At 35.9% G+C, this 25,765-nt stretch carries 15 protein-coding genes and 2 rRNA genes; all 17 read left to right on the top strand.

All coding sequences use genetic code 11. From position 1 onward, the window contains the following. Positions 1-314 (top strand): 23S ribosomal RNA (locus tag F823_RS0104355); the annotation flags it as partial. 84 nt (positions 315-398) lie between these two features. Then, positions 399-515, top strand: a 5S ribosomal RNA gene (rrf, locus tag F823_RS0104350). A gap of 199 nt (positions 516-714) precedes the next feature. Further along, positions 715-1,830 carry a cation diffusion facilitator family transporter gene (locus F823_RS0104345; RefSeq protein WP_002845288.1) on the top strand — a complete coding sequence of 372 codons (1,116 nt, stop codon included), beginning with the start codon at positions 715-717 and terminating at the stop codon, positions 1,828-1,830. Between the two features lie 301 nt (positions 1,831-2,131). Beyond that, positions 2,132-3,799, top strand: a complete 1,668-nt coding sequence (locus F823_RS0104340) for a hypothetical protein (RefSeq protein WP_002845287.1) — start codon at positions 2,132-2,134, stop codon at positions 3,797-3,799. 12 nt (positions 3,800-3,811) lie between these two features. After that, positions 3,812-6,103: an ATP-dependent helicase gene (locus F823_RS0104335; protein ID WP_002845286.1), complete on the top strand. Its 2,292-nt coding sequence runs from the start codon at positions 3,812-3,814 to the stop codon at positions 6,101-6,103. Then, on the top strand, positions 6,103-6,825 hold the full coding sequence (locus F823_RS0104330; protein ID WP_002845285.1) for a PD-(D/E)XK nuclease family protein: 723 nt from the start codon (positions 6,103-6,105) through the stop codon (positions 6,823-6,825). The genes F823_RS0104335 and F823_RS0104330 overlap by 1 nt, the downstream gene beginning before the upstream one ends. Positions 6,826-6,942: 117 nt before the next feature. After that, positions 6,943-10,365, top strand: coding sequence for a PD-(D/E)XK nuclease family protein (locus tag F823_RS0104325; protein WP_002845284.1), 3,423 nt, complete (start codon positions 6,943-6,945; stop codon positions 10,363-10,365). Continuing rightward, positions 10,355-14,458: a helicase-exonuclease AddAB subunit AddA gene (gene addA / locus F823_RS0104320; RefSeq protein WP_002845283.1), complete on the top strand. Its 4,104-nt coding sequence runs from the start codon at positions 10,355-10,357 to the stop codon at positions 14,456-14,458. The genes F823_RS0104325 and addA overlap by 11 nt, the downstream gene beginning before the upstream one ends. 15 nt (positions 14,459-14,473) lie before the next feature. Beyond that, positions 14,474-15,694, top strand: a complete 1,221-nt coding sequence (locus F823_RS0104315) for a metallophosphoesterase family protein (protein WP_002843135.1) — start codon at positions 14,474-14,476, stop codon at positions 15,692-15,694. After that, positions 15,681-18,404: an AAA family ATPase gene (locus F823_RS0104310; RefSeq protein WP_019595420.1), complete on the top strand. Its 2,724-nt coding sequence runs from the start codon at positions 15,681-15,683 to the stop codon at positions 18,402-18,404. The genes F823_RS0104315 and F823_RS0104310 overlap by 14 nt, the downstream gene beginning before the upstream one ends. A 183-nt stretch (positions 18,405-18,587) precedes the next feature. After that, the gene (locus F823_RS0104305; RefSeq protein ID WP_002843108.1) at positions 18,588-19,499 is read left to right on the top strand and encodes an AAA family ATPase; all 912 of its coding nucleotides are present in this window, start codon (positions 18,588-18,590) and stop codon (positions 19,497-19,499) included. A 14-nt stretch (positions 19,500-19,513) separates the two neighbouring features. Beyond that, positions 19,514-21,295, top strand: coding sequence for a hypothetical protein (locus tag F823_RS0104300; protein WP_019595419.1), 1,782 nt, complete (start codon positions 19,514-19,516; stop codon positions 21,293-21,295). A gap of 121 nt (positions 21,296-21,416) precedes the next feature. Continuing rightward, positions 21,417-21,821, top strand: a complete 405-nt coding sequence (mscL, locus tag F823_RS0104295; protein WP_002843137.1) for a large conductance mechanosensitive channel protein MscL — start codon at positions 21,417-21,419, stop codon at positions 21,819-21,821. A 161-nt stretch (positions 21,822-21,982) separates the two neighbouring features. Beyond that, on the top strand, positions 21,983-22,495 hold the full coding sequence (locus F823_RS0104290) for a transcription repressor NadR (protein ID WP_002843134.1): 513 nt from the start codon (positions 21,983-21,985) through the stop codon (positions 22,493-22,495). A 109-nt stretch (positions 22,496-22,604) separates the two neighbouring features. After that, positions 22,605-23,369: a TatD family hydrolase gene (locus F823_RS0104285; RefSeq protein WP_002843124.1), complete on the top strand. Its 765-nt coding sequence runs from the start codon at positions 22,605-22,607 to the stop codon at positions 23,367-23,369. After that, positions 23,362-25,128 (top strand): ABC transporter ATP-binding protein, encoded by a 1,767-nt coding sequence (locus tag F823_RS0104280; protein WP_002845276.1) that lies wholly within the window; start codon positions 23,362-23,364, stop codon positions 25,126-25,128. The genes F823_RS0104285 and F823_RS0104280 overlap by 8 nt, the downstream gene beginning before the upstream one ends. Positions 25,129-25,283: 155 nt before the next feature. After that, complete coding sequence (locus tag F823_RS0104275) at positions 25,284-25,685, top strand: ArsR/SmtB family transcription factor (protein WP_002843146.1); 402 nt, start codon at positions 25,284-25,286, stop codon at positions 25,683-25,685. Positions 25,686-25,765: the final 80 nt, after the last annotated feature.

Genomic DNA, 25,765 nt, shown 5'->3' with positions numbered 1-25,765 from the left:
GGTTCAGAACGTCGTGAGACAGTTCGGTCCCTATCCGTCGCAGGCGTAGGAAATTTGAGGAGATCTGTCCTTAGTACGAGAGGACCGGGATGGACATACCTCTGGTGTACCAGTTGTTCTGCCAAGGGCATGGCTGGGTAGCTATGTATGGAAAGGATAAGCGCTGAAAGCATCTAAGCGCGAAGCCAACTTCAAGATAAGATTTCCCACCGCAAGGTTAAGATCCCAGGAAGACTATCTGGTTGATAGGTCAGAGGTGTAAGTGCAGCAATGTATGTAGCTTACTGATACTAATAGATCGAGGACTTGACCAAAAAAGATGTTTGAGTAAGGATTAGGTCTAGCCGAAAGGCTCATTAAATATTCAGTTTTGAGGGTACAAACCTTTAATTAAATAATGTGGTTACTATAGCAAGGAGGATACACCTGTTCCCATTCCGAACACAGAAGTTAAGCTCTTTAGCGCTGAAAGTACTTGGTGGGAAGCCGCCTGGGAGGTTAGGACGTAGCCACGTGATTAGAGTCTAGATTTTGTCTAGACTCTTTTTTACATAGTTAATATTATTTGATATATTTGAAAGGGTATTTTTAATCATACAAGATATGTTAAATGTATGTAAACAAAGCCTATAATGGGGATAATATTCTTGTAAATTAAATCTAAAAAGTGTAAAATTAAAGGAATGAAAAAATATATAGGGGTGGTAGTAAGCAATGGAAATAGAAAGTCGTCAAAGGCAAATAATAAAAACAGGTATAATAGGTATAATAGCAAATCTAATACTATCGGGAACTAAGGTTGGGCTTGGATTTATATCCGGATCTATAGCTATTACTATGGACGGTATCAACAACCTAACTGATTCACTTTCATCTGTAGTTACAATTATAGGGACCTTGATAGCAAATAGGAAACCAGATAAAAAGCATCCTATGGGTCATGGAAGAATAGAATATATAGCAGGTATGGTAGTTGCAGTAATAGTCTTATATGCTGGTGTTGCAGCTAGTATAGAGTCTATAAAGAAGATAATAAATCCTACAAAGCCTAGCTATACAAATATGATTTTAGGTATAATGTTGTTGGCTGTAGTTGTAAAGATATTCCTGGGAAATTATACTCAAAAAAAGGGTATTGAACTGAACTCTGATTCCTTAAAGGCTTCGGGTGTTGATGCGAAGATGGATGCAGTTATATCTACAGCGACAATAATTGCTGGTCTAATATATATGTTCAGAGGTGTGGGTATAGAATCATGGCTAGCCTTAGGTATATCTTTTGTAGTTATAAAAGCTGGTGTAGATTCTATAATGGAGGCATCTAGTAATATTGTTGGAGAAAGACCTGAAAGAGAACTTACTGACTCAATTAAGCGTACAATAATGGAATTTGAAGGTGTTGAAGGTGTATATGACCTTATAATAAATAACTATGGTCCAGAGATGGTAATTGGATCTGCCCATATCGAGATACCTGATTATTGGAATGCTGGTATGATAGATGATATAGAGAGAAAAATAGCAGATAGGATATTGAACGAGTACGGAATATTGATGGCGGCTATAGGTATATATTCTATAAATACAACTGATGATATGGCTCAAGAGATCAAGCACAGCATTACCAAGATGGTTATGTCTAGAGAACATATTCTCCAGATGCATGGTTTTCATTTAGATAGCGAAAACAAGGTAATAAACTTTGACCTAATAATGGACTTTGACTGTGTCAACAAGGAAGAAATACTTGAAGAGATGAAGATTAGGGTCATGGAAAAATACAGGGATTATGAGGTTAGGATAACCCTAGATCTTGATACAACTGATTAATACGAAAAAACAGTTTAAAAGCGACCAATTTAACAGTTATGATGAAAAAAAGAATTTTTAAGTTATAATTAAAAAAGAATTTTTAAGTTATAAGAAAAAAACAATTTTCAAATTATAATTAAAAAAGAATTTTTAAGTTATATACAATTATATACTCAAAAAAGACGATACAAGTAAAATTTTATCGTCTTTTTTATTTTAGAAAAGTCGATAAGATAAATCAAGATACTATATGTAAAATAATAATAGAAGTATATGATATAATATAAGCAACACAAGTAGCAAAGAGAGGACAATAGATATGAAAAATATTAACCTATATAAGAAAAATATCGAAAGTTTAATAGAAAAGGAAAAGTATTACTCACAAAGGTCATGCGACTGGTCTATGTCGGTGGTATTTTCATCCTATGATTCTTATATAATTGATCAAGTGGACATCTACTGGCCTCTTGTAGGTGATGGTATAAGACCTAAAGTGATATCTCTTGATGGTTCTCTTTGCCTACTAAAGAAGATAATTGATGATAGGAGGGTATTTGATGCCTACTTTAATACAATTAATTCTACTAGTATAAGTATTGCAAGAACTGCCTATAAAATAATGGAAATGTCAGTTCAAAATCAGATACCAGTTGATGCTATATCAAAAAGAATTGCTAGGTTCAAAAGAGGGAAAAAAACTGACCAGACCTACAACGACCTAAACAATTTAATTATAGAGTACAGGTCTATCCTAAATAAAAATAATATTTATGACAGACCTATGATATATGAGAATTTTTGTGGACTTTTGGATAGTGCGAATTATCCGGACAATTTGAAGGCTATAGGTAAAAATATAGTGAGTGATAATTCTATATCTGAAAAATTTAGAAGTAATAAAATAAATAAAGATGATAGGATTGAAGGTAAGACTAGGAATATCATTCAAAACCATGACTACTCTAGTTATCAAGATATGAAAAATGGCCTGATCAACTTGATTTATAGCCTAAAAAATGACAAGGGTATAAGTCAGGATGATATAGCTATAGTGGTTCCAAGTCTTAATGAGGATATAATATCTATGGATATAGACATTAGTCCAACCTTAGACATTAGACCAATAGCAGTATCCAAAAATTTTGGTTCAAACCTGGAAGCTGTGGTATGCCTAGCAGCACTAGCTATTTACAAGGACTGTGAGTATATCTTATCTGATGAAGAAAAGATTGAACTATTGACTGTGGTCTACAAGGACAAGAACTATATAGACCTTAGGAAAAATATGGAAAAATACCTAAAAGAAGTAAGAAACAACATAAGGAATAATATGTCACCTGTATTGGACCTAGATAGCATAGATGACGGTGATGATCCAAGTCTTATAAGCATAGATAGGATTGAAGAAAGTATAGCTGAGGCTGAGTTTAGCTATGAGTATAGGATGTCTGACTCGGAGTTTGTAAAGAATTTCTATAAAAAGTATGTAAATCAAACACCTGAGTCTATAAGTATGGTAGCCAAGATGACAGACCTGATTGAGGAGCTTGGAGATTTGGTAGATGACGAGTCCAAGTATAATTATATGAGGCAGGCTATTTCCTATTATTCTTCTAGCAAGGTAAAACTAGAAAATATGGCGATGCCATCTATATTGCTTATGACAAAAGAAGATTTAAAGAGTCTTGACACTAAAAGGAACCACCTAATAGTATTCGACGCAAGCTCTAAGAGATATGATCCAGTTTTAGAGGATTCAATTTATAGCCAGATTGGATTTTTTGATGATTCTATATTGTCTAATATCACAAAAGACAATATAAGCTTGTTTTACAAGGACCTTATGGAGTATTCTATAGACCTAGAAATAGATAGAGTTCTTTCAAAGTACAAAAACGTATATATTATGACTTCGGATACTGCCATAAATGGGTATGAGCAAGAGAATATGTTTTATAAAAAACTTATGGACAGGATTTTTTAGTGGGGGTGGAATATGTCTATTAACTATAGAAAAGACCAAAAGAAGATAATGAGGTACAAGTCTGGTTCAATGGGTATACAGGCTGTTCCGGGAGCGGGCAAGACCTTTATAATAACCAACTTGGTAGCCCAGTTAATTGAAGATATGGAAAATGAAAATAGGGACGGGAAAATACTGGTTCTTACCTATATGAATAGTGCCGTAAATAACTTCAAGTCTAGGATAAGGGGGATACTTTCTGACAAAGACCTTCCAAAGTCTAGGTTTGAGGTAATGACTATCCATTCTTTAGCCATGAAAATAATAAAGGAAAATACGGATATAGCCTTTGTAAGTGAGGAAACGGAAATTATAGATGACTATAAAAAGTCACTTTTGATAAATTCTGCCATTGAAGAATATGAGAGTCAGGATAATAATTCTAATAAGATATTGAGCTTTATGGAAAAGGGCTTTAGAAATAATGAGGACAAGGTAGACAGGTGGTATAAGGAATTTACCTTTATGGTTTTAAATTCTATCAAACTCCTAAAGTATTCTGGTATTGACGATATTGACCTTAAGAATATAGTCAATGAGCCTGATTACAAGGGAATAATGACAATTATATCGCCTATATTTAACCTATACCAGGAAAAACTAAGGAGTAACGCCTATATAGACTATGATGATATATTGGTCATGGCCTATAAGATACTTGAGTCTGATTCAGAGGTTGCTGCCTACTACCAAGAGAGGTATGCCTATGTATTTGAGGATGAGTGCCAGGACTCCAATGAGATTCAAGGCAAGATAATAGAGATAATATCAAGAAATGTGAGCAGGTCTATATCAGAAAATGATATGGTCAGTGCAAAAATGAACCTAGTAAGAGTAGGTGATGTAAACCAGAGTATCACGACTACCTTTGCTGGGTCCAACCCTAAATTTTTTGTGGATTTTTGTAAGAGGGCGGACAAGTCCTATACAATGAATATGGCTGGTCGAAGTTCAAAAGACATCATAAATACAGCCAACAAGCTAGTTGAAATAGTCAAATCGGATATGACCAAGGACTACTATGGTGGGCTTGAAGAAATCTATATAGAAGAAGTTGAAAAGGACAAGGGCTATAAGGAAAATCCTGTAACAAGGTCCTATAGCATAAATTCTAAGAGCCTTGATGATTTTAACCAGGAGATGGCATATGTAGTATCAACTATCAAGTACACAAGGGAAAAGTTTCCAAATTATTCAATAGGGGTCCTATATTTTTCAAATTTTGATGTCAATGACCTGGCCAAGAAGTTGGACTCTGAGGATATCCCCTATGAAAAAATAGGCAATGATTCCCAAGAAAATATGAAGATAATATATAAGATAAAGCTAGTTGTAGACTTTATAATAGACCCTAGCGACTATGATATATTCAAGCAGATGTTATTTGAAGCCTACATAGATAGGGCGGATACATATGAGCTATCTGATATTGAGCATGAGAGGCTAGAAAAATTATTTGATAAAATAGATACTGAGAGGTATTTTTATGATGACCTCTATTTTGATGACCTAGCTACAAGGGCCAAGCAGCTCTTGGAGAACTTAATAGAAAAGCCTTTTGTAAAAAAATTAGCAGAAGATAGGGCTAGGATAAGGTCTGTCTTGGAATATTCAAAGGTAGATATATACGGCCTTATAAAGTTGATAGGTGATAGCCTAAATATTAGCAGCCAAGAGAAAAGCCTTATAGACTATCTGGCCTTTTACTTAAGCAAGTTAAAAACATATGAATCAGCAGACTTAAACAGGATATCAATAGCAATGGCACCTAGGAACACTAGGATATTTGAGACCTTGGTGGCAAGTATATACGATATAGGTGAGCATGAGGTCGAAGCTGGAAGTATTAGTATATCTACAATGCACAAGTCAAAGGGCATGGAGTGGGACTTGGTCATAGTATGTGGTGTGAGTTCAAATGATTTCCCATCTAGTGTAAATGACTACTTTAGGATTGATAGAAAGTACCTGAGAGAAGGATTTAAGTATCCTGAGGCCTTTGTCAATAAGGAAATTGATGATATAGTCAATAAGTCTTGCAAGAAAATAGGCTATTATGAGAAGGAATTGAAGACGGAGATTATAGGTGAGAGGACTAGGCTCTTGTATGTTGCCATTACTAGGGCCAAAAGAGGTCTTGTGATCCTCAACTCAAGGTCTAAGTTCAATGAGTCCATGAACTACTATTTTAAGAAAAAGAACTCATATTTTTTTGATATTTTATCAAAATACATATCTGATAATAGGATTAAGGGAGGTAAGTAATGACTATTTTGGGGCAAAATAAGATATCTATATCAAGAGACCAATTGAAATATAGGCTAGACCACCTTATTTTTAGTCAGAATATGCTAAATACCTGGATTAGGAATAGGGATGAGTTTGTAGAGAAGTATATAAATGGAGTGTTTTGGACAGATTCAAGTGAAAAGGACAGGTTGTACGAGGAAAATATGTCCTATGGTAGGGACTTTCACCTATTATGTCAGAGGATGTTTATGGACCTGCCCCTATTAAAGGGAGATCCACTAGCCAAATCACTTGAGGACTACCCAAAGCTTGAAAAAATTAGGAAGATAAAAAATGCCTACCAAAGGCACTTTGGCAAGGATGTAATTTTTAGGCCGGAGCTTGAAATAGAGTACAAGGGTCAGATAGTGATAATGCTAGACCTCTTGGTTGAGATATACAAGGATAATAAACTATATAAGATAGATATATGGGACTGGAAGACTGAAAGAAAGAGAATGAGTCAGATAGATGCCCAGACAAAGATGCAGACCTGTGTATATATGTATGTGTGTAAGGAGACCCTAGGACGTGAGATTGACTTTTCTAATATGGTCATGCACTACTACCAACCGACTTATGATAATAATATCAAGTTGGTATATACAGAAGACCTGCACCAAAAAAATCATGAAAAGATATGGAGCATGATTGAAGAGATAAGAGATGAAGAATCGTATAGTAATTATATATTATAGATAGAAACTATATATTAAAATACAATTTCTAGGTTAAATTATATTCTGAATTATAAATGATATTATAAATGATATTATAAATAAGATTATAAATAAGATTATAGATAGGAGATAGGTATGGCACTTGGATTTATATGGGGTAGGATGCCCGCTGATAGAACCAAAAAGGTCTTAGACCTAGCCTTTGAAGAGGCTAAATCCAAATCAAAAAAACCGATATATATATTGGTACCGGAAAAGTACACATATGAGATGGAAAAGAAGTTGAGCCAAAGACTACTTAGTCAAGATGACCCAAATTTTAGGATAAGGGTAGTCAGCTTTTCTACACTTAGCAATATAGTATTTACAAATGTGTCTGGTCTAAAGGAAAAAAAGATATCCAGATCTGCTAGGACCATGCTAGTATACAGGGCTCTAGAAAAGTCTGAGAAAGATCTAAAGACCTTCAGACCATCCCTAAATGACTTGGGACTTGTAGCCAAGTTACTCGATCTTGTGATTGAGTTTAAGCAAAATGACATGGATGTAGACTATATAAATAGCCTATCAAGTAAGGTGGATGATAGGGCATTGGCCAGTAAGTTGGATGATATATCAAGGATATACGGAGCCTACGAGGACCTAATGCAGGATAAATATATGGATTCAGAGGATGGTACTGTATTGTTTTCAAGATTGATAGGATCCTATGAACCGCTTGATGGTGCCAGTATATTTATAGATGAATTTACAGGTTTTACACCTGTTCAGTACCTAGTAATAGAAAAATTGATACTCTTATCAAAAAAAATATATATTTCCCTTATGACAGATATGAGGAATATAAATTCTTATAGGGGGGTATTTGCTAAGACAAACTCTACTATCATGAAGATAAATAAGTTTTGCATAGACAATAAGGTCAAGAGGCTTGAGGATATCAGGGTTGATGATGAGGAATACTATAAAAAAGATGAACTTAGGTTTTTAGAGAGTGAAATAAGGTTTTTCAATCCAAAGATATATACAGGGGATACTATCAAGTCAAGCAATGACGAATTAAGTATAGAAGAGTTTGGCAATAACAAATTAAATATAGATAATTCAAACGATGACGAATTAAGTATAGACAAGTTCGGTATTAAAATAAGCTCCTTTGAAAACAGGCACAGGGAAGTTGAATATATAGCTTCAGTAATACTTGATCTTGTAAAAAACAAGGGCTATAGGTTTGGGCAAATTATGGTGGCTACAAGAGATATTGATTCTTATGCCCATATTACCAAGTCTATTTTTGATGATTACAAGATAAACTACTTTTTGGATGACAAGATAAGTGCCCAGTCCAACCCTGTATTAGTCTTTATACTGTCGATTTTAGATATGAAAAATACAAACTACTCATACAAGTCCATGTTTACCTACCTAAAATCAGGAATTTTGGACCTAGATGGCGATGATATAGCCTTGTTAGAAAACTATGTTTTAGCAAATGGAATCAGGGGCAAGAAGTGGTTTGAGGATAGATGGGACCTTCCTGTAGTCCATAGTGTAGAAGATAATCCTGTAGATATTGAAGTACAGGATAGGATAAACAAGATAAAGGACCTTGTTATGGAGCCTATAATAAGGTTAAATGAAAAGCTAAAGGGAAAAAACACCCTAAGGGATATATCAAGTTACCTGTATGAATTTACCTTAGATATAGGCCTAGACAAGAAAATAGTAGACCTAGTTGAAACTTTTGAAAGAAAAGAAGACAACTACAGGGCTAGGGAGTATTCTCAGGCATGGAATATATTTGTAGATGTTCTAGATGAGATGGTTGAATTTATGGGTGATGAAGTAATAGGTATAGAGAGGTATATCAAGTTCTTGGACCTTCAATTCCAAGGTCATGAGCTGGGGATTATTCCTCCTTCAAGAGACCAGGTATTTATAACTGGTGTAGACAGGATGAAAAATCCGGATACTAGGGTCCTAATTTTGATTGGGACAAATGAGGGTGTATTCCCTAAGATGGTGAGCGACACAAGTCTTATAACTGAGATGGACAAGTCCAACCTACTTGAGAAGGGTGTGAAGTTCGACTCTGATATTGTCAGCAAGATGTATGATGAGGAATTTCTTGTCTATAGGGCTATGTCTACAGCTAGAGAAAGGCTCTATGTTACCTATCCAAAGGGAGACGTAGAAGGTAATAGTATGATGGCATCTAGCCTTGTGAATAAGATAAAGAAGATATTTCCTCAGATAGGTGAAGAGGACCTATCTGACCAGGTATACGATATTGGATTTAAGCTTGGAGATAGGGAGATAGATTTCAGTCAAGATAAGACACCTAAAATAAGCATCGATATAGCCGACCTTATATACGGGGCACCTATATTTAGTGTTTCCAAGCTAGAGAAGTTCTCCTCATGTCCTTATTCGTATTTTGCTAGGTATGGACTAAGGGCAAGGCCGAGGGATGTGTATGAATTTAGTCCTATGGATGCCGGTAATTACTACCACAAGGTCTTGGAACTATTTCTTAGGAGGATTAGGTCCAATGATATCAGTTGGGCTGATGTTGACCTATCATATATCAATAGAGAGGTGGAAGTTTTGGGGGCTAGAATACTAGATGCTAGGTCTAGCTATATACTCAATACATCCGAAAAATACAGGTATATGGTAAGAAGGCTAAATAGGACCCTAGTGGATTCCATAGATGCAATAGGCAAGCAGGTCAGGGGTGGCAAGCTAAGACCTAAGGGGTTAGAAGTTACTTTTGGAATAAAGTCTGAACTTGAACCTATCAGGCTCAATATTGATGGGGCTAGGGAGGGTCTTGTCAATGGTAAGATAGACAGGGTCGATAGCTATATTGACCAAGAAACCAATACAGAATATATAAGTATAGTTGACTACAAGTTGTCCAGCCATGATGTCGATTTAGAGATGGTTGAGGCAGGTCTACAGCTACAGCTATTTATGTATATGAATGCCATCCTTTATTCAAAAAGGTCAGAGTTTACTAGACCAGGAATAAAGTTAAAACCGGCGGCCCTACTCTATAGCAGGGTAAAGAGTCCACAAGTAAAGCTGTCTGATATAGGTGATTTAGATGATTTGGTAGCGAGTGAAGCCCCTGAAATATTAAGGGAAAATAAGCTGATGGGTATAGTAGTCAAGGATGTTGATATATACAAGATTATGGATACGGGATTTGAAGATAATACCGGTATGAAATCAGATATACTGCCTATTAAATTAAATACTAATGGAAGCTTTCCAAAGAAAATGAAGGGTTATGATGAGGAAGAGTTTGACATTATATCTAGGTATGTAGTAAAGAAGTCTGAAGAGATTGCAGGTCAGATATACAAGGGAAATATAGATGTAAGACCCTACAAGACGGATGGTAGGACTGGCTGTGACTACTGCGAGTACAGGGCTATATGTCAGTTTGAAGAGGACGAATATAGGAGGATAAGAAAAGAAGAGGATATAATAAATAGGATGACCCTATACAATTTTAATAGTAGAAAGGAGGAAGAGGACAATGGCAAATAAGTGGACCAAGGACCAGGAGTCAGTAATAAGGCATAGAAATGCCAATTTACTAGTTGCAGCAGCTGCTGGATCTGGTAAGACTGCGGTATTGATAGAGAGAATAATAAGGCTGATACTAGACCCTGTAAATCCAGTGGATATAGATAGGTTGTTGGTGGTTACCTTTACCAAGGCTGCTGCAAGGGAAATGCGAGAAAGGGTTGGTCTTGCTATAGAAAAAGAACTTGCCTTAGACCCGGATAACACGAGACTTCAGAGGCAGAGGATGTTACTTAACAAGGCAGACATAACGACAATAGACTCATTTTGCAATAGTGTTATGAGGACTAACTTCCATGCTATTGACCTAGACCCTTCTGTTAGAATAGGCGATACAGCAGAGATAGAGATTTTGAGAAATGAGACTATAGAGGATTTTTTTGAGAAAAAATATCAAGAAGCTGATGAAAAATTCCTGAATCTTGTAGATACTTATAATACAAGGACAAATGATAATAATCTGATAGACCTGGTGTTTACAATTAGTAATTTTGTTGATTCAACCCCCTACCCAGACTTGTGGCTTGATGAGGCTGCAGAAAGATTTAATCCAGTAAGTCCGAACAAGGATGACTATATAGATTCAATGATAATACCTCAGATTGAGGAAGCTAGTATAGGACTTAATAGCTTGAATCTACAATTAAGAGAAGTCCTAAGAGACCTAGCTGAGATTCCAGGATATGAAAAGCACTATGATTTTATGGCTGACTATAGGTCTAAAATTGAAGTTATGATTCAAAAAATGGGAGAGTATTTAGAATATAAAAATAAGGAGGGTGACCCTAGTAGCAAGGTGGATGAAGCCTTAGGCTCTATTATGAATATGCTAAAGACTTCCTATATAAATACAAGTGGTATTGCACCCAAGATAAAGAAAGAATACAAAGAAGACTACAAGACCCTGAAGGATACATTTGACGCTATCAAAAAATCTGTAAAATCTATTCTTGACGATCTTAGGATCGATAAGAAGGTTATCGAAAGGGAAAATGAACTAGTATATCCACATATGAAGGCCTTATCAGACCTTGTTAGGGAATTTAGGGCATATTACAAGGGAAAAAAACTACAAAAATCCATAGTCGAGTTTTCTGATGTTGAACACTTTGCCCTTGATATACTTACAAGCACAGACGATGACGGAAGAATAGTAGCTTCGGATATAGCGAGGTCCTACCAAGAGAGGTATCAAGAAATTTTTACCGATGAATACCAGGATAGCAACCTAGTCCAAGAGACAATACTTGATATGGTATCAAGAAAGGATAGACCAAATAGGTTTATGGTGGGTGATGTCAAACAGAGTATATATATGTTCAGACAGGCCATGCCAGAGATATTTATGGGCAAGTATAAGACCTACGATATCTATGAAGATGATGTTCAAACAGGGTCAAAAGATAGTAGTGTTCAGACAGGTTTAAAAATGGAAAGCCAACCACCAAGTATGAGGGATAGAAAAATCCTCCTTTACAAAAACTTCAGGAGTAGAAAAGAAATCCTTGAAGCATCCAACCATGTCTTTAAGGAGATAATGACATCAAAGACAGGGGATATAGATTATACAGATGAAGAAAGGCTAAATCCAGGTGCAACTTTTAAGGAAAATAATATTGAAAATAGCCATGTAGGGGGCCCTGTAGAAGTCCATATACTTGATACAAAAGATATAGATAGCAAAGACCTAGGTCAAAGTCTGCTGGATATTAAAACAAAGGGTCTAGATGAGCAGGATATAGAAGACATAAAGGACATGGAAAAATTTAGGTTTGAAGCCATGGAAATATCCAATATCATAGATGATATAGTAAACCCAAGTCCTGAAAAATCTAGGTATGTGGTGTATGACAAGGAGAAAGATGATTATAGGCCGGTTAAGTACAAGGATATAGTTGTTTTATTTAGGTCTACGAAAAATAGGGCCAATATACTTGAGGATATGCTTATAAAGAGGGACATACCAGCCTATAGTGAGTCAGGTGGAGGATATTTTTCTACAATAGAGGTGACGACTATTATAAATCTACTGAAGGTAATAGACAATCCTATCCAAGATATAGCCCTGATAGCTACTATGAGGTCTCCTATTTTCAACTATACAGACCAAGAACTAGCTAGGATTAGGCTGGCTGATAAGGAGTCTAGCTATTATCAAGCTATCAAGACATTTATAGAGACTAGCGATGACAAGGACCTAGTAGTTAAGCTGACTGAGTTTTTAGATAGGCTAGAAAAATACAGGCAGGATGCTTTTTTACTGCCTATAGACCAATTTATGTGGAAGTTATACAAGGATACTGGATATTACAGGTATCTTGAAGGTCTAGCTATGGGAGAAAAAAGACAGGCCAACCTTATTTTGCTCCATGAAAAAGCAAAAAAATACGAGGCAGGCTCACACAAAGGGCTATTTAATTTCCTTCACTATATAGAGAGGCTCAAGATGACTTCAAGTGAACCTAAAGAGGCAAGTCTACTTTCAGAAGATGCTGACCTTGTGAGGATAATGACCATACATAAGTCTAAGGGCTTGGAATTTCCAATTGTAATAGTTGCAAATATGGATAAGAATTTTAACCTAAGGGGAGATACTAGTGTGGTCGACCTTGACCACAAACTAGGCTATGGACCAAAGTATATAGATATAAACAAAAAAATATTCTACAATACGACTGCTATGACTATATTAAAAAAGGCCAAGCAAAGGGCAGTAAAGTCAGAAGAGATGAGGATGCTCTATGTTGCCATGACTAGGGCCAAGGAAAAACTAATATTTACAGGCTGCCTAAAGGACATAGACAAGAATCTTGAAGCTTGGAAAAATACCTATAGAGACTTGGACGGAAATATAGACCCTGGCTCCATACTTAAATCAATGACCTATATGGACTGGATAATGCCTACTATTGTAAATCTTGAAAAAAGACAAGACTGCTTAGATGTTAGGTCTTGTGTGGCCAAGTACCAGGGCTATAAGGATTGTAAATGGATTATAAAATTTACCGACAAGTATGATGTTTCTAAAAAATACCTGGATAAGTTAAAAGATTTGGAAGTTATAGAAATGGAAAATCTTGATTCAGTAGAGATTAAAAAAACAAAATATGGTAAAGAATTAATAGATCATGTAGAATTAATAGACGATAAAATATTAATAGATCATGCAGATTTAATAGACGATAAAAAATTAATGTCTTGTGAAAAATCACAAGATGATAAGAGACCACTAGACAAGGACATGATAAATGAGATACTGAATTTTGACTATAGGTTCAAGTCTAGTGCTTCCAAGCCTTCTAGTATATCTGTTACGGATATCAAGAAGCTCATGGCCCAGGAGAAAAATGACCAAATGCACGACAAACTATACAAGACTATCCCATCAAATGATCTTAAGTCTCCTAGTTTTATTCATGATAGTAAATCATCAGCGAGTGAACCTATAAAGCACGATTACAAGGCAAATGAGAGGGGTACAATATTCCACCTTGTGATGCAGTTGATAGATTTTAAGGCATTTGAAGACCTAGTAGCCTACCAGCAGATGAGTCTAGATATGATTGGTCTTAGCAATGAAAATGATAGACCTATAAGAGAAGAGATTGTCAGGCAGATTGACTCCATGGTGGACAAGAATATCCTTTTAAGACAAGAGGCAGATACGGTAAATGTATCATGGATAGTGAGATTTATAAGGTCAAATATATACCTAGATATATTAGAGGCTGACAAGAGGGGTGACCTATACAAGGAAACTGCTATCAATTATAATATCAAGATGAAGGATATATACAAGGACCAGGGGATAATGGATGACGAATCCATGATGATGGTCGGAATAATTGACTTGTTCTATGAGAACAAAGATGGAGATATAATCCTATTAGATTACAAGACAGATTATGTTGGTGATAGGTCAGACCAAGACTTAATAGATAGATACAAGGTCCAACTTGACCTATACAAGAGGGCCATAGAAGATATATCTGGTAAGAAGGTTGTCAAAAAGTACCTATATATGTTCAGTGCTGGCAGGCTACTTGAATGTTAGGATAGAGGAGGTAATATGAAGATTTTACATACATCAGACTGGCACTTGGGAAAGAGTTTGGAGGGTTTTTCAAGGATTGAGGAACAGGAAAAATTTTGCCTAGACCTAGTCGATATAGTGAGAAAAAGAGATATAGACCTAGTTCTTTTGGCTGGAGATGTATACGATACCTACAACCCACCAGCTAGGGCTGAGAACTTGTTCTACGATACCTTGGTTAAGCTGGCTGAAAATGGCAAGAGATGTGTTATGGTAATAGCAGGTAACCACGACAATCCAGATAGGCTTGAAGCCATCAATTCAATGGCGGCTAGAATGGGGATTGTGATACTGGGCTACCCAATGTCAAAGGCAAGTGAGGCTGTATATGACGGATTTGAGATACTAGAGGCAAAAGAGGGATTTACAAAGATAAAAATAAGGGACGAGATAGCCAATATAATAAGTATTCCCTATCCTAGTGAGTCGAGGCTCAACCATGCATTTGAGAATTATCTGGACAAGGAGGATATGCAGACTTCTTACTCAAATAAGGTCGGCCACTTGTTTAGGAGCCTAGAGGAAAATTACAGGGATGGTGAGATAAATATTGCTATGTCCCATATATTTGTGGTGGGCAGCTCTATAACTGATTCTGAGAGGAGGATAGAGCTTGGGGGTGGTCTATTAGTTGAAAAGGACCAGCTACCAAGGGAGTCACAGTATACTGCCCTTGGTCATATCCACAAGCCACAGAGGATGTCAAAGACCTACAATGCCTACTATTCAGGCAGTCCCATCCAGTATTCCAAGTCTGAGAGGGATTCTGCAAAATCTGTATATATAGTTGATATTGAGGCTGGATCAGAGGCAGAGGTCGATAGGGTATATATCAACAACTACAAGAATATTGAGGTATACAGGGCAAAATCTGTGAGCCACGCCCTTGACATATGTCAAGAAAAGAAAGACCAGGATGTGTTCTCATATTTTGAAATAGAGACTGAGGAGTCCATTAGTCAGGATACCATAAAGGCTATGAAGTCACTTATGAAGAATATAATAGAGATAAAACCTATAATAAAATCTCAAATAGACCAGGAAGAAGAGAAGTTGATAGACCTTGATAGGTCTAGGATTAATGACTATTTTGTAGACTTTTATAAAAAAGAAAATGAGGGTTTGGAACCTAGAGCGAGTCTTGTGGACTTGTTTTCTAGCTTGCTTGGAAGGGAGGAAGACCATGAAGCCAATTAGGTTGGAGATAGACGGCATAAATAGCTATTCAAAAAAACAGCTTATAGACTTTGAGGAACTCACTTCTAGGGGCTTATTTGGTATATTCGGCAATACCGGTAGCGGAAAATCTACAATACTAGATGCAATCACCCTTGCCCTTTACGGTAATATAGCTAGGTCAAGCAAGGACTTTATAAATTCTAATTCGCAAAAGGCCCTTGTAGACTTTGAATTTGAGCTAGGTATGGGCCAGAGTAGAAGGTACTACAAAATTACCAGGAGATTTAAGAAGAAGGAATCCAAGGACAAGTTCAGTTCCGTCAGTGATTCAGTTAGGTTGATGGTCAAGGATTCATCTGGTGAATACCAAGTTATAGCTGACAAGGTTGGAGAGGTCAATACGAGCATAAAATCTATACTAGGACTTGAAGAAGGCGACTTTCTTAAATCAGTTGTCCTACCCCAAGGAAAGTTCAGTGAATTTTTGAGTCTAGGTGGCAAGGACAGGAGAAATATGCTTGAGAGGATATTTGGCCTAGAGGAATATGGTAGCAGCCTGAGTATAAAACTTGCCAGAGAGAAAAAGGACCTCGATAGCAAGATTACAAGTATTGAGGCTATAATGACCCAACACGAAAATATCAGCAAGGAAGTCCTAAGTGAGCTAAGGGAAGAACTAAAAGAACTCATAAATAAGAAAGATTCTAGTCAGAAGAGCTTTGAGCTACTTAAAAAGCAAGTTCAAGACCTTAAAGAGTTAGAAAGTGACTTGATAAGCCTGAACAAGCTAGAGGAAACAGCTAGGACCTTGATGGAGAGGGATTCTTATATAGGTGGACTTGAAGAAAAAGTTGAGATATCAATGAGTGTTACAAGCATAATGCCAGACCTACTTGAATACAGGTCAACAAAAAGAGATATTGATAGGGCTAGGAAAGAATTGGCTAAAAATAAAGACCTGATAGCAGACCTTGAGAGTGGCCAAAAATCAATAGCAAGCAAGCTTGAAGACCTAATTAAAGACTTAGATACAATCAATGCAAAAATTTCTAAAACAGAGTCTATAAAAACTATGGATAGCGGTCAATTAAATAGGTTAAACGATGACTTAAACAATAAAAAGCTAATTTTACAAAAGAATATCCAAGAACAAAAAAGCCTAAATGAGACCCTTGATGAATTGAAGTCTATAGGGCAAAAAATAGTGTATACTAAAGATGCCATTAAGCAAGACAAGGCTAGGCTAGAACTTGAAGAGACAAGGTTAAGGGAGTTTGAAGACTTGAATAGGGAGTCAAAACTAAGGACTATGGCAGAAGACCTCAAAAAGGAATGGCTGGATTCTATCCATGAAGGCAAGTGTGAGTGTCCCCTATGTGGTAGTGAGGTTAAAAGTCCTAGCCAAATTAGGATAGACCATGATATGTCACAAGAAGAGAGTTACTACCAAGAAAACCTAGAAAAAAAGAAAAAGCAATGTGATGACCTAGGGCATTTAATCAGTAAAAATACAGGATTACTAGAGTCCTACTCTTCAAGAAAAGAAAAGTTAGAGTCTACATTGGAAAACTTAAGTAAAGACCTAATGGACCTAGATATAGAAGGCTACCAAAAAGAAATATATGAACTAGAAGTCTATATCAAGGACCAAAGAAATATTATAGAGGGTAAGAACAGGGCTTACATGGACTTGATGAAGGAAAAATCACAAGTAGACAAGATAATATCAGACTACAAACTAGAATCAACTAGGATAGTTACAGATATAAATTTCAAATATCAACAGAATCAGGATTATGATAAATTGATAGTAGAAAAAACAGACCAGATGGATATCCTGTACTCAGGTCTTAATTTGAGAATAGGAAAACTAGGTCTAGAGGTCCTAATAGGAGATCCTGACCAGGTTGATATTACAGAGCTGAAAAGGGAATATACAGACCTAGACAAGATTAGAGCAGTCAAGCTAGAAATAGAAGACCACAAGACTAAAAAGACCCAGCTAGACCTGAAAATAGGAGAGCTTAGGATAAAAATCGGGGAAAACAAGCTAGATAAAGAATACCTAATAGAAAAAGAAGCTGAATACAACAAGGTGCAGGATGAATTAGAGACCCTAAAAGAAAAAGAAACAGGCCTATCTATCAAGATAAAAGATACAGAGGAGAGGCTGGTCCTAGTAAATCAATTGAAAAAGGACCTAAAAGTATACTCACTCAAGATGGACGATGTAAAAGACCTTGAAAAATTATTAAAGGGCAATAAGTTTGTAGAGTACCTTTCACAGATATACCTAAAGAACATAGTCTTAGACGCTTCACAAAGACTAGACTGGATAACTTCTGGAAGGTATGCAATTGAAATAAATTCAGACTATATGTTTGTCATCAGAGACAACTTCAACGGTGGTATGAGAAGGTCATCAGATACCCTATCAGGGGGAGAAACCTTCTTAGTATCACTGGCCCTAGCCCTAGCCCTTTCATCACAAATCCAACTAAAGGGTAGCGCACCATTAGAGTTTTTCTTCTTGGATGAAGGATTTGGATCACTAGATAGCGAACTTTTGGATACTGTGATGACAAGTCTTGAAAAACTCCACAGCAACAACCTAAGTGTGGGCATTATATCCCATGTTGAAGAGTTAAAGTCAAGAGTACCTATGAAGCTGGTTGTTAGCCTGGACGAGAAGGATGCTAGCTCCAAGTGTAGGATAGAATTAAGTTAAAAGAGTATAAAAATAAGTCTACACATTCATTATCCCTTATCCTATATGGGTGGAATTGTTTACAACTGGCAAATCTAATGTTACAATAGGTTGGTTGATTAAAAGTACTAATGAAAATGCTTATTAACACAGCAAGATGGGTAATATGCTATTGTATAAAAAATGAAGATTGAGGGGATAATAGTGAAGGAATTTTTATTAGAACAAGGTGTACCAGATAAGCTGGTACTTGAACTTGAGAAATTTAGAGAATTTTATAAGATAAATGAAGAAGTTAAGGATAGGATACCTAATCCGAAATATAAATATTATGGTAAGGATGTACTTGCCAAGTCTATAGGGGCCCTACTTGCAGGTTACCATATACTACTGAGTGGTCCAAAGGCTACAGGTAAGAATGTCTTGGCTGAAAATCTAGCAATGATGTTTGCCAGACCACTTTGGAATGTATCTATGAATATAACGACTGATGCATCAAGTCTTTTGGGGACTGATACTTTTGTAAACAATGAAGTAGTCCTAAGACAGGGGCCTGTATACAGGGCTGCTACAGAGGGCGGTTTTGCTGTTTTTGATGAAATAAATATGGCAAAGAACGACTCTCTAGCAGTTATATATTCAGCTCTTGACTACAGAAGGACTATTGATCTACCAGGCTATGACAAGATAGTGCTTGATGATGCTACTAGGTTTATAGGTACTATGAATTATGGCTATATAGGTACTAAGGAGTTAAATGAGGCTTTAGTATCTAGGTTTATGGTCGTAGATATGCCTACAATCACCAGGGAGAACTTTGACATGATATTAAAGAATGAATTTGCCCTAAAGGATGGTTATAGGGATCTATTTGTTCAGCTATTTATGGACCTACAGAACAAGTCCCTAAATGCAGAGATATCTTCAAAGACTGTTGACCTTAGAGGCTTATTTGCCAGCATAGACATCATGAAGAAGGGGCTTGATATAAAAGAGGCCCTTAATATGGGGCTTGTCAATAAGACCTTTGATATCTATGAGAAGGAGATAGTTACAGATATTATAAATTCATTGTTTGAGGACAAGCTAGAATCAAAGGATATATTTGTAGGTTAGTAGGAGTTGATGTAATGGACAATCAAAAAATCAGAAAAGAAAATATTGTCTGGACCGTATCAGAAGACTATAACTACCTACCGACTATCAAGTTATTTGATGAATACAGGGACTTCGACATGGACTATTACAAGATGATGGTGCTTGGATATGTCTACAAGGTTGTTGATATAGATAGTTTTATGGACTTTATAGCTGTACATATAGACAAGACTGACCTGAAAAATGAGTTTTTAAAGCTTATAGAAATATACCTAGATGATTGTTTTTATAGTGACTTGTCAAAGCTTAGACCAGGAGCAAGAGACTATAGAAAATATTTTATAGACAAAATAATAAAAAGGTACAAGGATAGACAAGATCTTACTGTTGAGGAAGAATTGACATATACCTACTATGCAAGGTTGGATGGCAAATATGTCAAGACTAGGCCGGTTGTCGATGATCTCATAGTATATATGAGGTTTAGAAATACAGCGAGGACTACTGAAGAGCTAATAAATTATCTTACAGGGGCCTTTTTAAAGTTCTTTTTTATAAATGATAGAAAAGACATAAATGAAGAAAGGCAAAAGCTCTTAGAAGCCAACTTAATAGATAAAAAAGAAAAGGAAAAAGATAAGCCTAATAAAGAAACAAAGGCCAGACTTACCTTTAAGGCTAGAAAGAAGAACCTGAAAAACTTAAATGATAATGACAGGATTTTGAGTGTAGAGTCGGCTGAGTTTACAAGGGATATAGACCAAGATGTTGAAATAATGGACGAGAGGTTGGAATCAAGTGCCAAGTCCAGTATAGTCAAGTCCAATGAGAAGATAAAGGCCATGATAGAGACCAGGTTTGGGTCTAGCCTCTATCCCCTGTACGTAACTGAGAGCCTTGAAAAAGACCTGTGTGTAGGTATACACAAGGGTATAAAAATACACTTTACAGATGGTAGTTTTTATGAGGGAAACTACGATAAGTACTTTGCAAGGCAACTAGAAGACCAACGTCAGATAAATATGGACTACTACAAGGAAAATGAGTTGATTTTTCGTAGAGCTATCAATGAATTGAAAAATATCTTGAAGAAAAGGCTGATCCTGGATGATGAGGATGACTTTAGTATGTCAAAGTCGGGACAGCTACAGGTCTCTAAGATATGGAGACATACTCATTTAGGAGATGAAAATATATTTTTAAAGAATAACAAGCAAGAAAAAGTATCCATAAGTGTTGATATACTACTTGATTCTTCAGCATCCCAGCTTGAAAGGGAGGAATATGTATCTTCACAGGCCTATGTTATAACACAGGCGCTTACGGAGCTAAAGGTTCCAACAAGGGTATTTTCTTTTTGCAACTTTTTCAATTATACCATAATGAAAAAATACAGGGACTATATGGATCCTGAGACTGTAAATAATAAAATTTTTTCATTTAAGGGTGCTGGTAGTAATAGAGATGGACTAGCTATAAAAGTCATATCCAGCGATATGGATAGGCTAGATACTGACAAAAAGGTATTGATAATACTTAGTGATGGTCGCCCCAACAACAAAATAGACCTCGGATCTAGGTCATTTATGGACATAGATGGTGAGGACTATGAAGGTGAAGAGGCCATCAAGGATACTGCCCAGGAAATTTTTAATATGAAACTAAGAGACAAGCATGTCTTGGGAGTGTTCACAGGAGAGGACGAAGATTTAGAATCAGAAAAAAGAATATATGGCAAGGATTTTGCCTACATTAGAAATTTAGAGAGATTTTCAAAAATTATAGGTTTCTATCTAGAACAACTACTTATTTAAGGAAATTCAAAAAATACGTTTAAATTATTACTAATTTGGTATATATATGAATAGTATGTAAGTTATTTTACTATATTAATGAAATTTATATTACACAAATTATTTTGAAAGAAGGTATTTTATGAAGAATTTTCTAAAAGAGTTTAAAGAGTTTGCTATGAAGGGCAATGTGCTTGATTTGGCAATAGGTGTTGTTATAGGTGGCTCTTTTGGAGCAATAGTTACATCTTTAGTAAATGATGTAATTATGCCACTTGTCGGTATAATACTTGGAGGTATAGATATAGCAGGTTTATCAGTCAAGGTAGGAACTGCAAAGTTGGGTTATGGTGCATTTTTACAGGCCATTATCAACTTCATAATAATAGCATTTGCAATATTTGTCTTTATTAAGTTAATAAACTCAGCTGTTAAGAAGTTCAAGAAGCAGGAAGAGGCTGAAGAGGTAGCTCCAGCTATTGATCCACAGTTAGAGATGTTGAGAGAAATAAGAGACTTGTTGGCTAAGGATATAACTACAAAATAAATTATAGGATTTGTTAGTGGTATCTCATTTTATAGCCATAAATATTCGTATGTTATATAAGCAAAATATAATTTGAATTTTCTAAGGGGTGGCAGATCTGCTTTTGTAAGTAGTAGCTACCCCTTGTTATGTATATATTAAATATAAGATGAGGTGACAATATGTTAAATTCTGAAGAAAGAAGAAATTATATCCTTAATACTCTAGCAAAATCAACTAAACCACATTCAGCTACTTCATTGGCAAGGGCATGTGAGGTTAGTAGACAAATAATAGTAGGAGACATAGCCCTGATGAGGGCTAGTGGTACAGAAATAGTCGCTACAAATAGGGGTTACCTATTGAAAAAGGATGATGGTGTTTTTAGGAAGACTGTAAAGGTAAGGCATGATTTTTCAAGGTTGAGAGAAGAATTATATATTATGGTTGATGGTGGAACTAGGATAGTTGATGTTGTTGTAGACCACAAGATCTATGGAAGCATAAGTGCAAGTTTAGACTTATCAAATAGAAGAGAAGTGGATGAGTTTGTAGAGAGCTTTAAAAATGCTAATGATATGTCGCTGAGTACTATAACAAACCATGAGCACTACCATACACTAGAGGCGGATTCACAGGAAGCTATAGACTATGTATTAAAAAGGTTAAAGGAAGAGAAATTTATATCGGAATAATTTAATTTGTTCTCGCAAAATACAAAAAGACATATGATAGATTGAATCTTAGCTATATTTTCATACGATTAATTATTTACAATTCACTAAGAGAAAGGTGGGGTTGATCTTGGATACAATATACGATTTGCACAGTCATATAAAAGATATAGAAGAACTTGAAACATACCTGAGTCAGGGAATAGTTCCCCTTGTAAACTGTAGGTCTTTAGGTGAGTTCTTAGACTATAGCAGTTTTATAAATGAAACATCCTATGATAGTTCAGAGGTCTTGTATAGCATAGGTCTACATCCACACGATGCAGATCGTATCTTATACAATTTCTCAAACAAGTATGAAGACTTGATTAGAAAAGCCCCAATAGTAGGGGAAATAGGTATGGATTCGTGTTGGACTGATCTTGATAGAAAGACCCAAGAAACTTCTTTCTTGTATAGTTTAGGACTTGCTAAAAAATATAATAAACCAGTTGTTCTTCATACCAAGGGTATGGAAAGAGAAATACTGGAGATAATACAGGACTTTGATTTAACATATATAGTCCACTGGTACGGTTGCAGCGACTACCAAGAGGATTATAGAAATCTAGGTGTGTATTTCACAATAGGACCTGCTATTTTTTCTGATCCAGATGTTGAAAAACTTGTGTCTAATGTTGATTTAGACAAGCTCTTACTTGAAACGGATGGTATAGAGGCCCTTAGGTGGTTGGATGAGGAGCATTTTGATAAGAGAAGGCTAAGAGACAACTTAGAGGATGTCTATAGGAAAATAGCAGAGATTAAGGCTTTGGACTATGAGTTTGTTAAAAATACAATAGTAAATACGTCAAAAGACCTAATAAAAAAATATAAAGGAGTAATGTATGAGTAATCTTAAATTAATAAAGATAGCAATGCCTTATTTTAAAAGGTACAAGTCTATATTATTTATAGACCTATTATGTGCAGGACTAACTACTGCTTCAGAGATGGTCTTACCCTTGATTCTAAGGTATATGACCAATCTGGGAATTCAAGACAAGAACTTACTTACAATGGGCCTAGTAGCTAGGTTGGCGATACTATTTATAGTTATAAAGCTTGTTGAGTTAGTAGCTGTATATTATATGGCATCTATAGGTCATATAATGGGAGCCAAGATAGAGACGGATATGAGAAGTGATGTTTATAAGCACCTTCAGACCCTATCAGATAGGTTCTACAATGAGACTAAGGTTGGCCAGATAATGTCAAGGATGACAAATGATTTATTTGATATTACAGAGTTTGCCCACCATTGTCCAGAGGAGTACTTTATAGGATTTATAAAGATAATTGTATCACTTGTTATCCTGCTTAATATAAATGTACCGCTTACAATAGCGATTTATATATTGATACCATTTATGTTTATATGTTCTAGCAAGTTTAAGAATAGGATGAGGGATGCCCAAATCAAGCAAAGAGCCCATATCGGTAACTTAAACTCAAGCATAGAGGACTCTCTACTTGGAATCAAGGTGGTTAAGAGTTTTGCAAACGAAGATGTAGAACGTGAAAAGTTTACAAAAGAGAATAACAAGTTCCTTTCAATCAAGGCGTTATTCTACAAGTCTATGGCAGGCTTTAATACTATAAACAGGGCAGTGGATGGTGTCATGTATTTTGTCTTGGTAGTCTTTGGGGGAGTCCAGATTATAAATGGCAATCTTGAGCCAGGAGATATGCTAGTCTATATAATGTATGTATCGACATTGTTGGTAACTGTTAAGAGAATTATAGAGTTTACTGAGCAGTTCCAAAAGGGAATGACAGGTATTGAAAGATTCTCAGAAATAATGGATACAAGACCTGATATAGTTGACAAGCCTAATGCTATAGAATTAAAAAAGGCAAAGGGGCATATAGAATTTAGGGATGTTGACTTCAAGTATAGTAAGCATCAAGAAGATTATATACTAGAAAAGTTCAACCTTGATATTGAAGCAGGTAAGAATGTTGCCTTGGTAGGTCCTTCTGGATCTGGTAAGACCACTGTGTGTACACTTATACCTAGGTTCTATGATGTTGTAGGTGGACAGATTTTGGTAGACGGAACCAATGTAAAGGACTTTACTATGAACTCCCTAAGAAATAATATAGGTATTGTCCAACAGGATGTATACCTGTTCTCAGGTACTGTATATGATAATATCTTGTATGGTAAGCCAGATGCTACAAGAGAAGAAGTTGAAGAAGCTGCAAGGCTCGCTGGTGCATATGACTTTATTATGGACTTGGAAAATGGCTTTGATACATATGTTGGAGAAAGAGGCGTAATGCTATCAGGTGGACAGAAGCAGAGGGTATCTATAGCTAGGGTATTCCTAAAGAACCCACCGATATTGATACTAGATGAGGCAACATCAGCCCTAGACAATAATTCTGAGGCCATTGTTCAAGAATCACTTGAGATCCTGTCAAAGGGAAGAACTACAATTACAATAGCCCATAGACTTACAACTATCCAGAATGCAGATACAATAGTTGTAATGAATGAAGATGGTATAGTAGAAAAGGGTAGTCACGAAGAACTTATGTCTAGAAAGGGCTACTACTATGAACTTTACACAAGGGCAGGCAATAGCAATAGGCTATATGAAGACCAATAATAGCATACAGTAATATAATTCTATATAATCACCCCATGGTATAGGTTACCGGGGGTGATTTTTTTATTTTTTTATTTACAAGGGGAAAAAACTAGTGTATAATGAATATATGAACAATAGTTCATATATTCATATGATTTAGAAAGGATATGACTATGAAAACAGTTAATGATAAGGCAGAAAAGATTGATGTAGACGATACAATAGAAGCATGCCAGGCCCATATTGTTCACCAAAATCTCGTGGACAAGGCTATAAAGGACAAGCCATCAGATGAGATGATAGATGACTTATCAAACCTATTCAAGGTTTTGGGTGACCAGACTAGGATTAAGATTATATATTCGCTAATTGAAAACGAGATGTGTGTATGTGATATAGCTGAAACTATATCCATGACCCAATCTGCTGTGTCCCACCAGTTGAGGGTACTCAAGCAAGCTAGGCTTGTCAAGTTTAGAAAAGAGGGCAAGACAGTATTTTATAGTCTTGACGATGAACATGTAAATAAGATATTTGATTTCGGATTAAGCCATATAAAGGAGATGTATTATTAGGATTATTTTGAATGAATTTTTAATCTAAGTTTAAGACTGTAGACTAGATGTGAGTTTGAAATTATAGATTACTTGTATTT

Source organism: Peptostreptococcus anaerobius VPI 4330 = DSM 2949 (assembly GCF_000381525.1).
In the GTDB taxonomy this organism is placed as follows: Bacteria; Bacillota; Clostridia; order Peptostreptococcales; family Peptostreptococcaceae; genus Peptostreptococcus; species Peptostreptococcus anaerobius.
This window is presented reverse-complemented; position numbering and strand designations above follow the sequence as displayed.

Excerpts from the sequence above, each read along its gene's own strand:
- addA (WP_002845283.1), top strand. The coding sequence starts at position 10,355 with ATGGCAAATAAGTGGACCAAGGACCAGGAGTCAGTAATAAGGCATAGA.
- F823_RS0104275 (WP_002843146.1), top strand. The coding sequence starts at position 25,284 with ATGAAAACAGTTAATGATAAGGCAGAAAAGATTGATGTAGACGATACA.
- F823_RS0104280 (WP_002845276.1), top strand. The coding sequence starts at position 23,362 with ATGAGTAATCTTAAATTAATAAAGATAGCAATGCCTTATTTTAAAAGG.
- F823_RS0104310 (WP_019595420.1), top strand. The coding sequence starts at position 15,681 with ATGAAGCCAATTAGGTTGGAGATAGACGGCATAAATAGCTATTCAAAA.
- F823_RS0104335 (WP_002845286.1), top strand. The coding sequence starts at position 3,812 with ATGTCTATTAACTATAGAAAAGACCAAAAGAAGATAATGAGGTACAAG.
- F823_RS0104290 (WP_002843134.1), top strand. The coding sequence starts at position 21,983 with ATGTTAAATTCTGAAGAAAGAAGAAATTATATCCTTAATACTCTAGCA.
- F823_RS0104345 (WP_002845288.1), top strand. The coding sequence starts at position 715 with ATGGAAATAGAAAGTCGTCAAAGGCAAATAATAAAAACAGGTATAATA.
- F823_RS0104300 (WP_019595419.1), top strand. The coding sequence starts at position 19,514 with ATGGACAATCAAAAAATCAGAAAAGAAAATATTGTCTGGACCGTATCA.
- F823_RS0104325 (WP_002845284.1), top strand. The coding sequence starts at position 6,943 with ATGGCACTTGGATTTATATGGGGTAGGATGCCCGCTGATAGAACCAAA.
- F823_RS0104315 (WP_002843135.1), top strand. The coding sequence starts at position 14,474 with ATGAAGATTTTACATACATCAGACTGGCACTTGGGAAAGAGTTTGGAG.
- F823_RS0104340 (WP_002845287.1), top strand. The coding sequence starts at position 2,132 with ATGAAAAATATTAACCTATATAAGAAAAATATCGAAAGTTTAATAGAA.
- F823_RS0104330 (WP_002845285.1), top strand. The coding sequence starts at position 6,103 with ATGACTATTTTGGGGCAAAATAAGATATCTATATCAAGAGACCAATTG.
- mscL (WP_002843137.1), top strand. The coding sequence starts at position 21,417 with ATGAAGAATTTTCTAAAAGAGTTTAAAGAGTTTGCTATGAAGGGCAAT.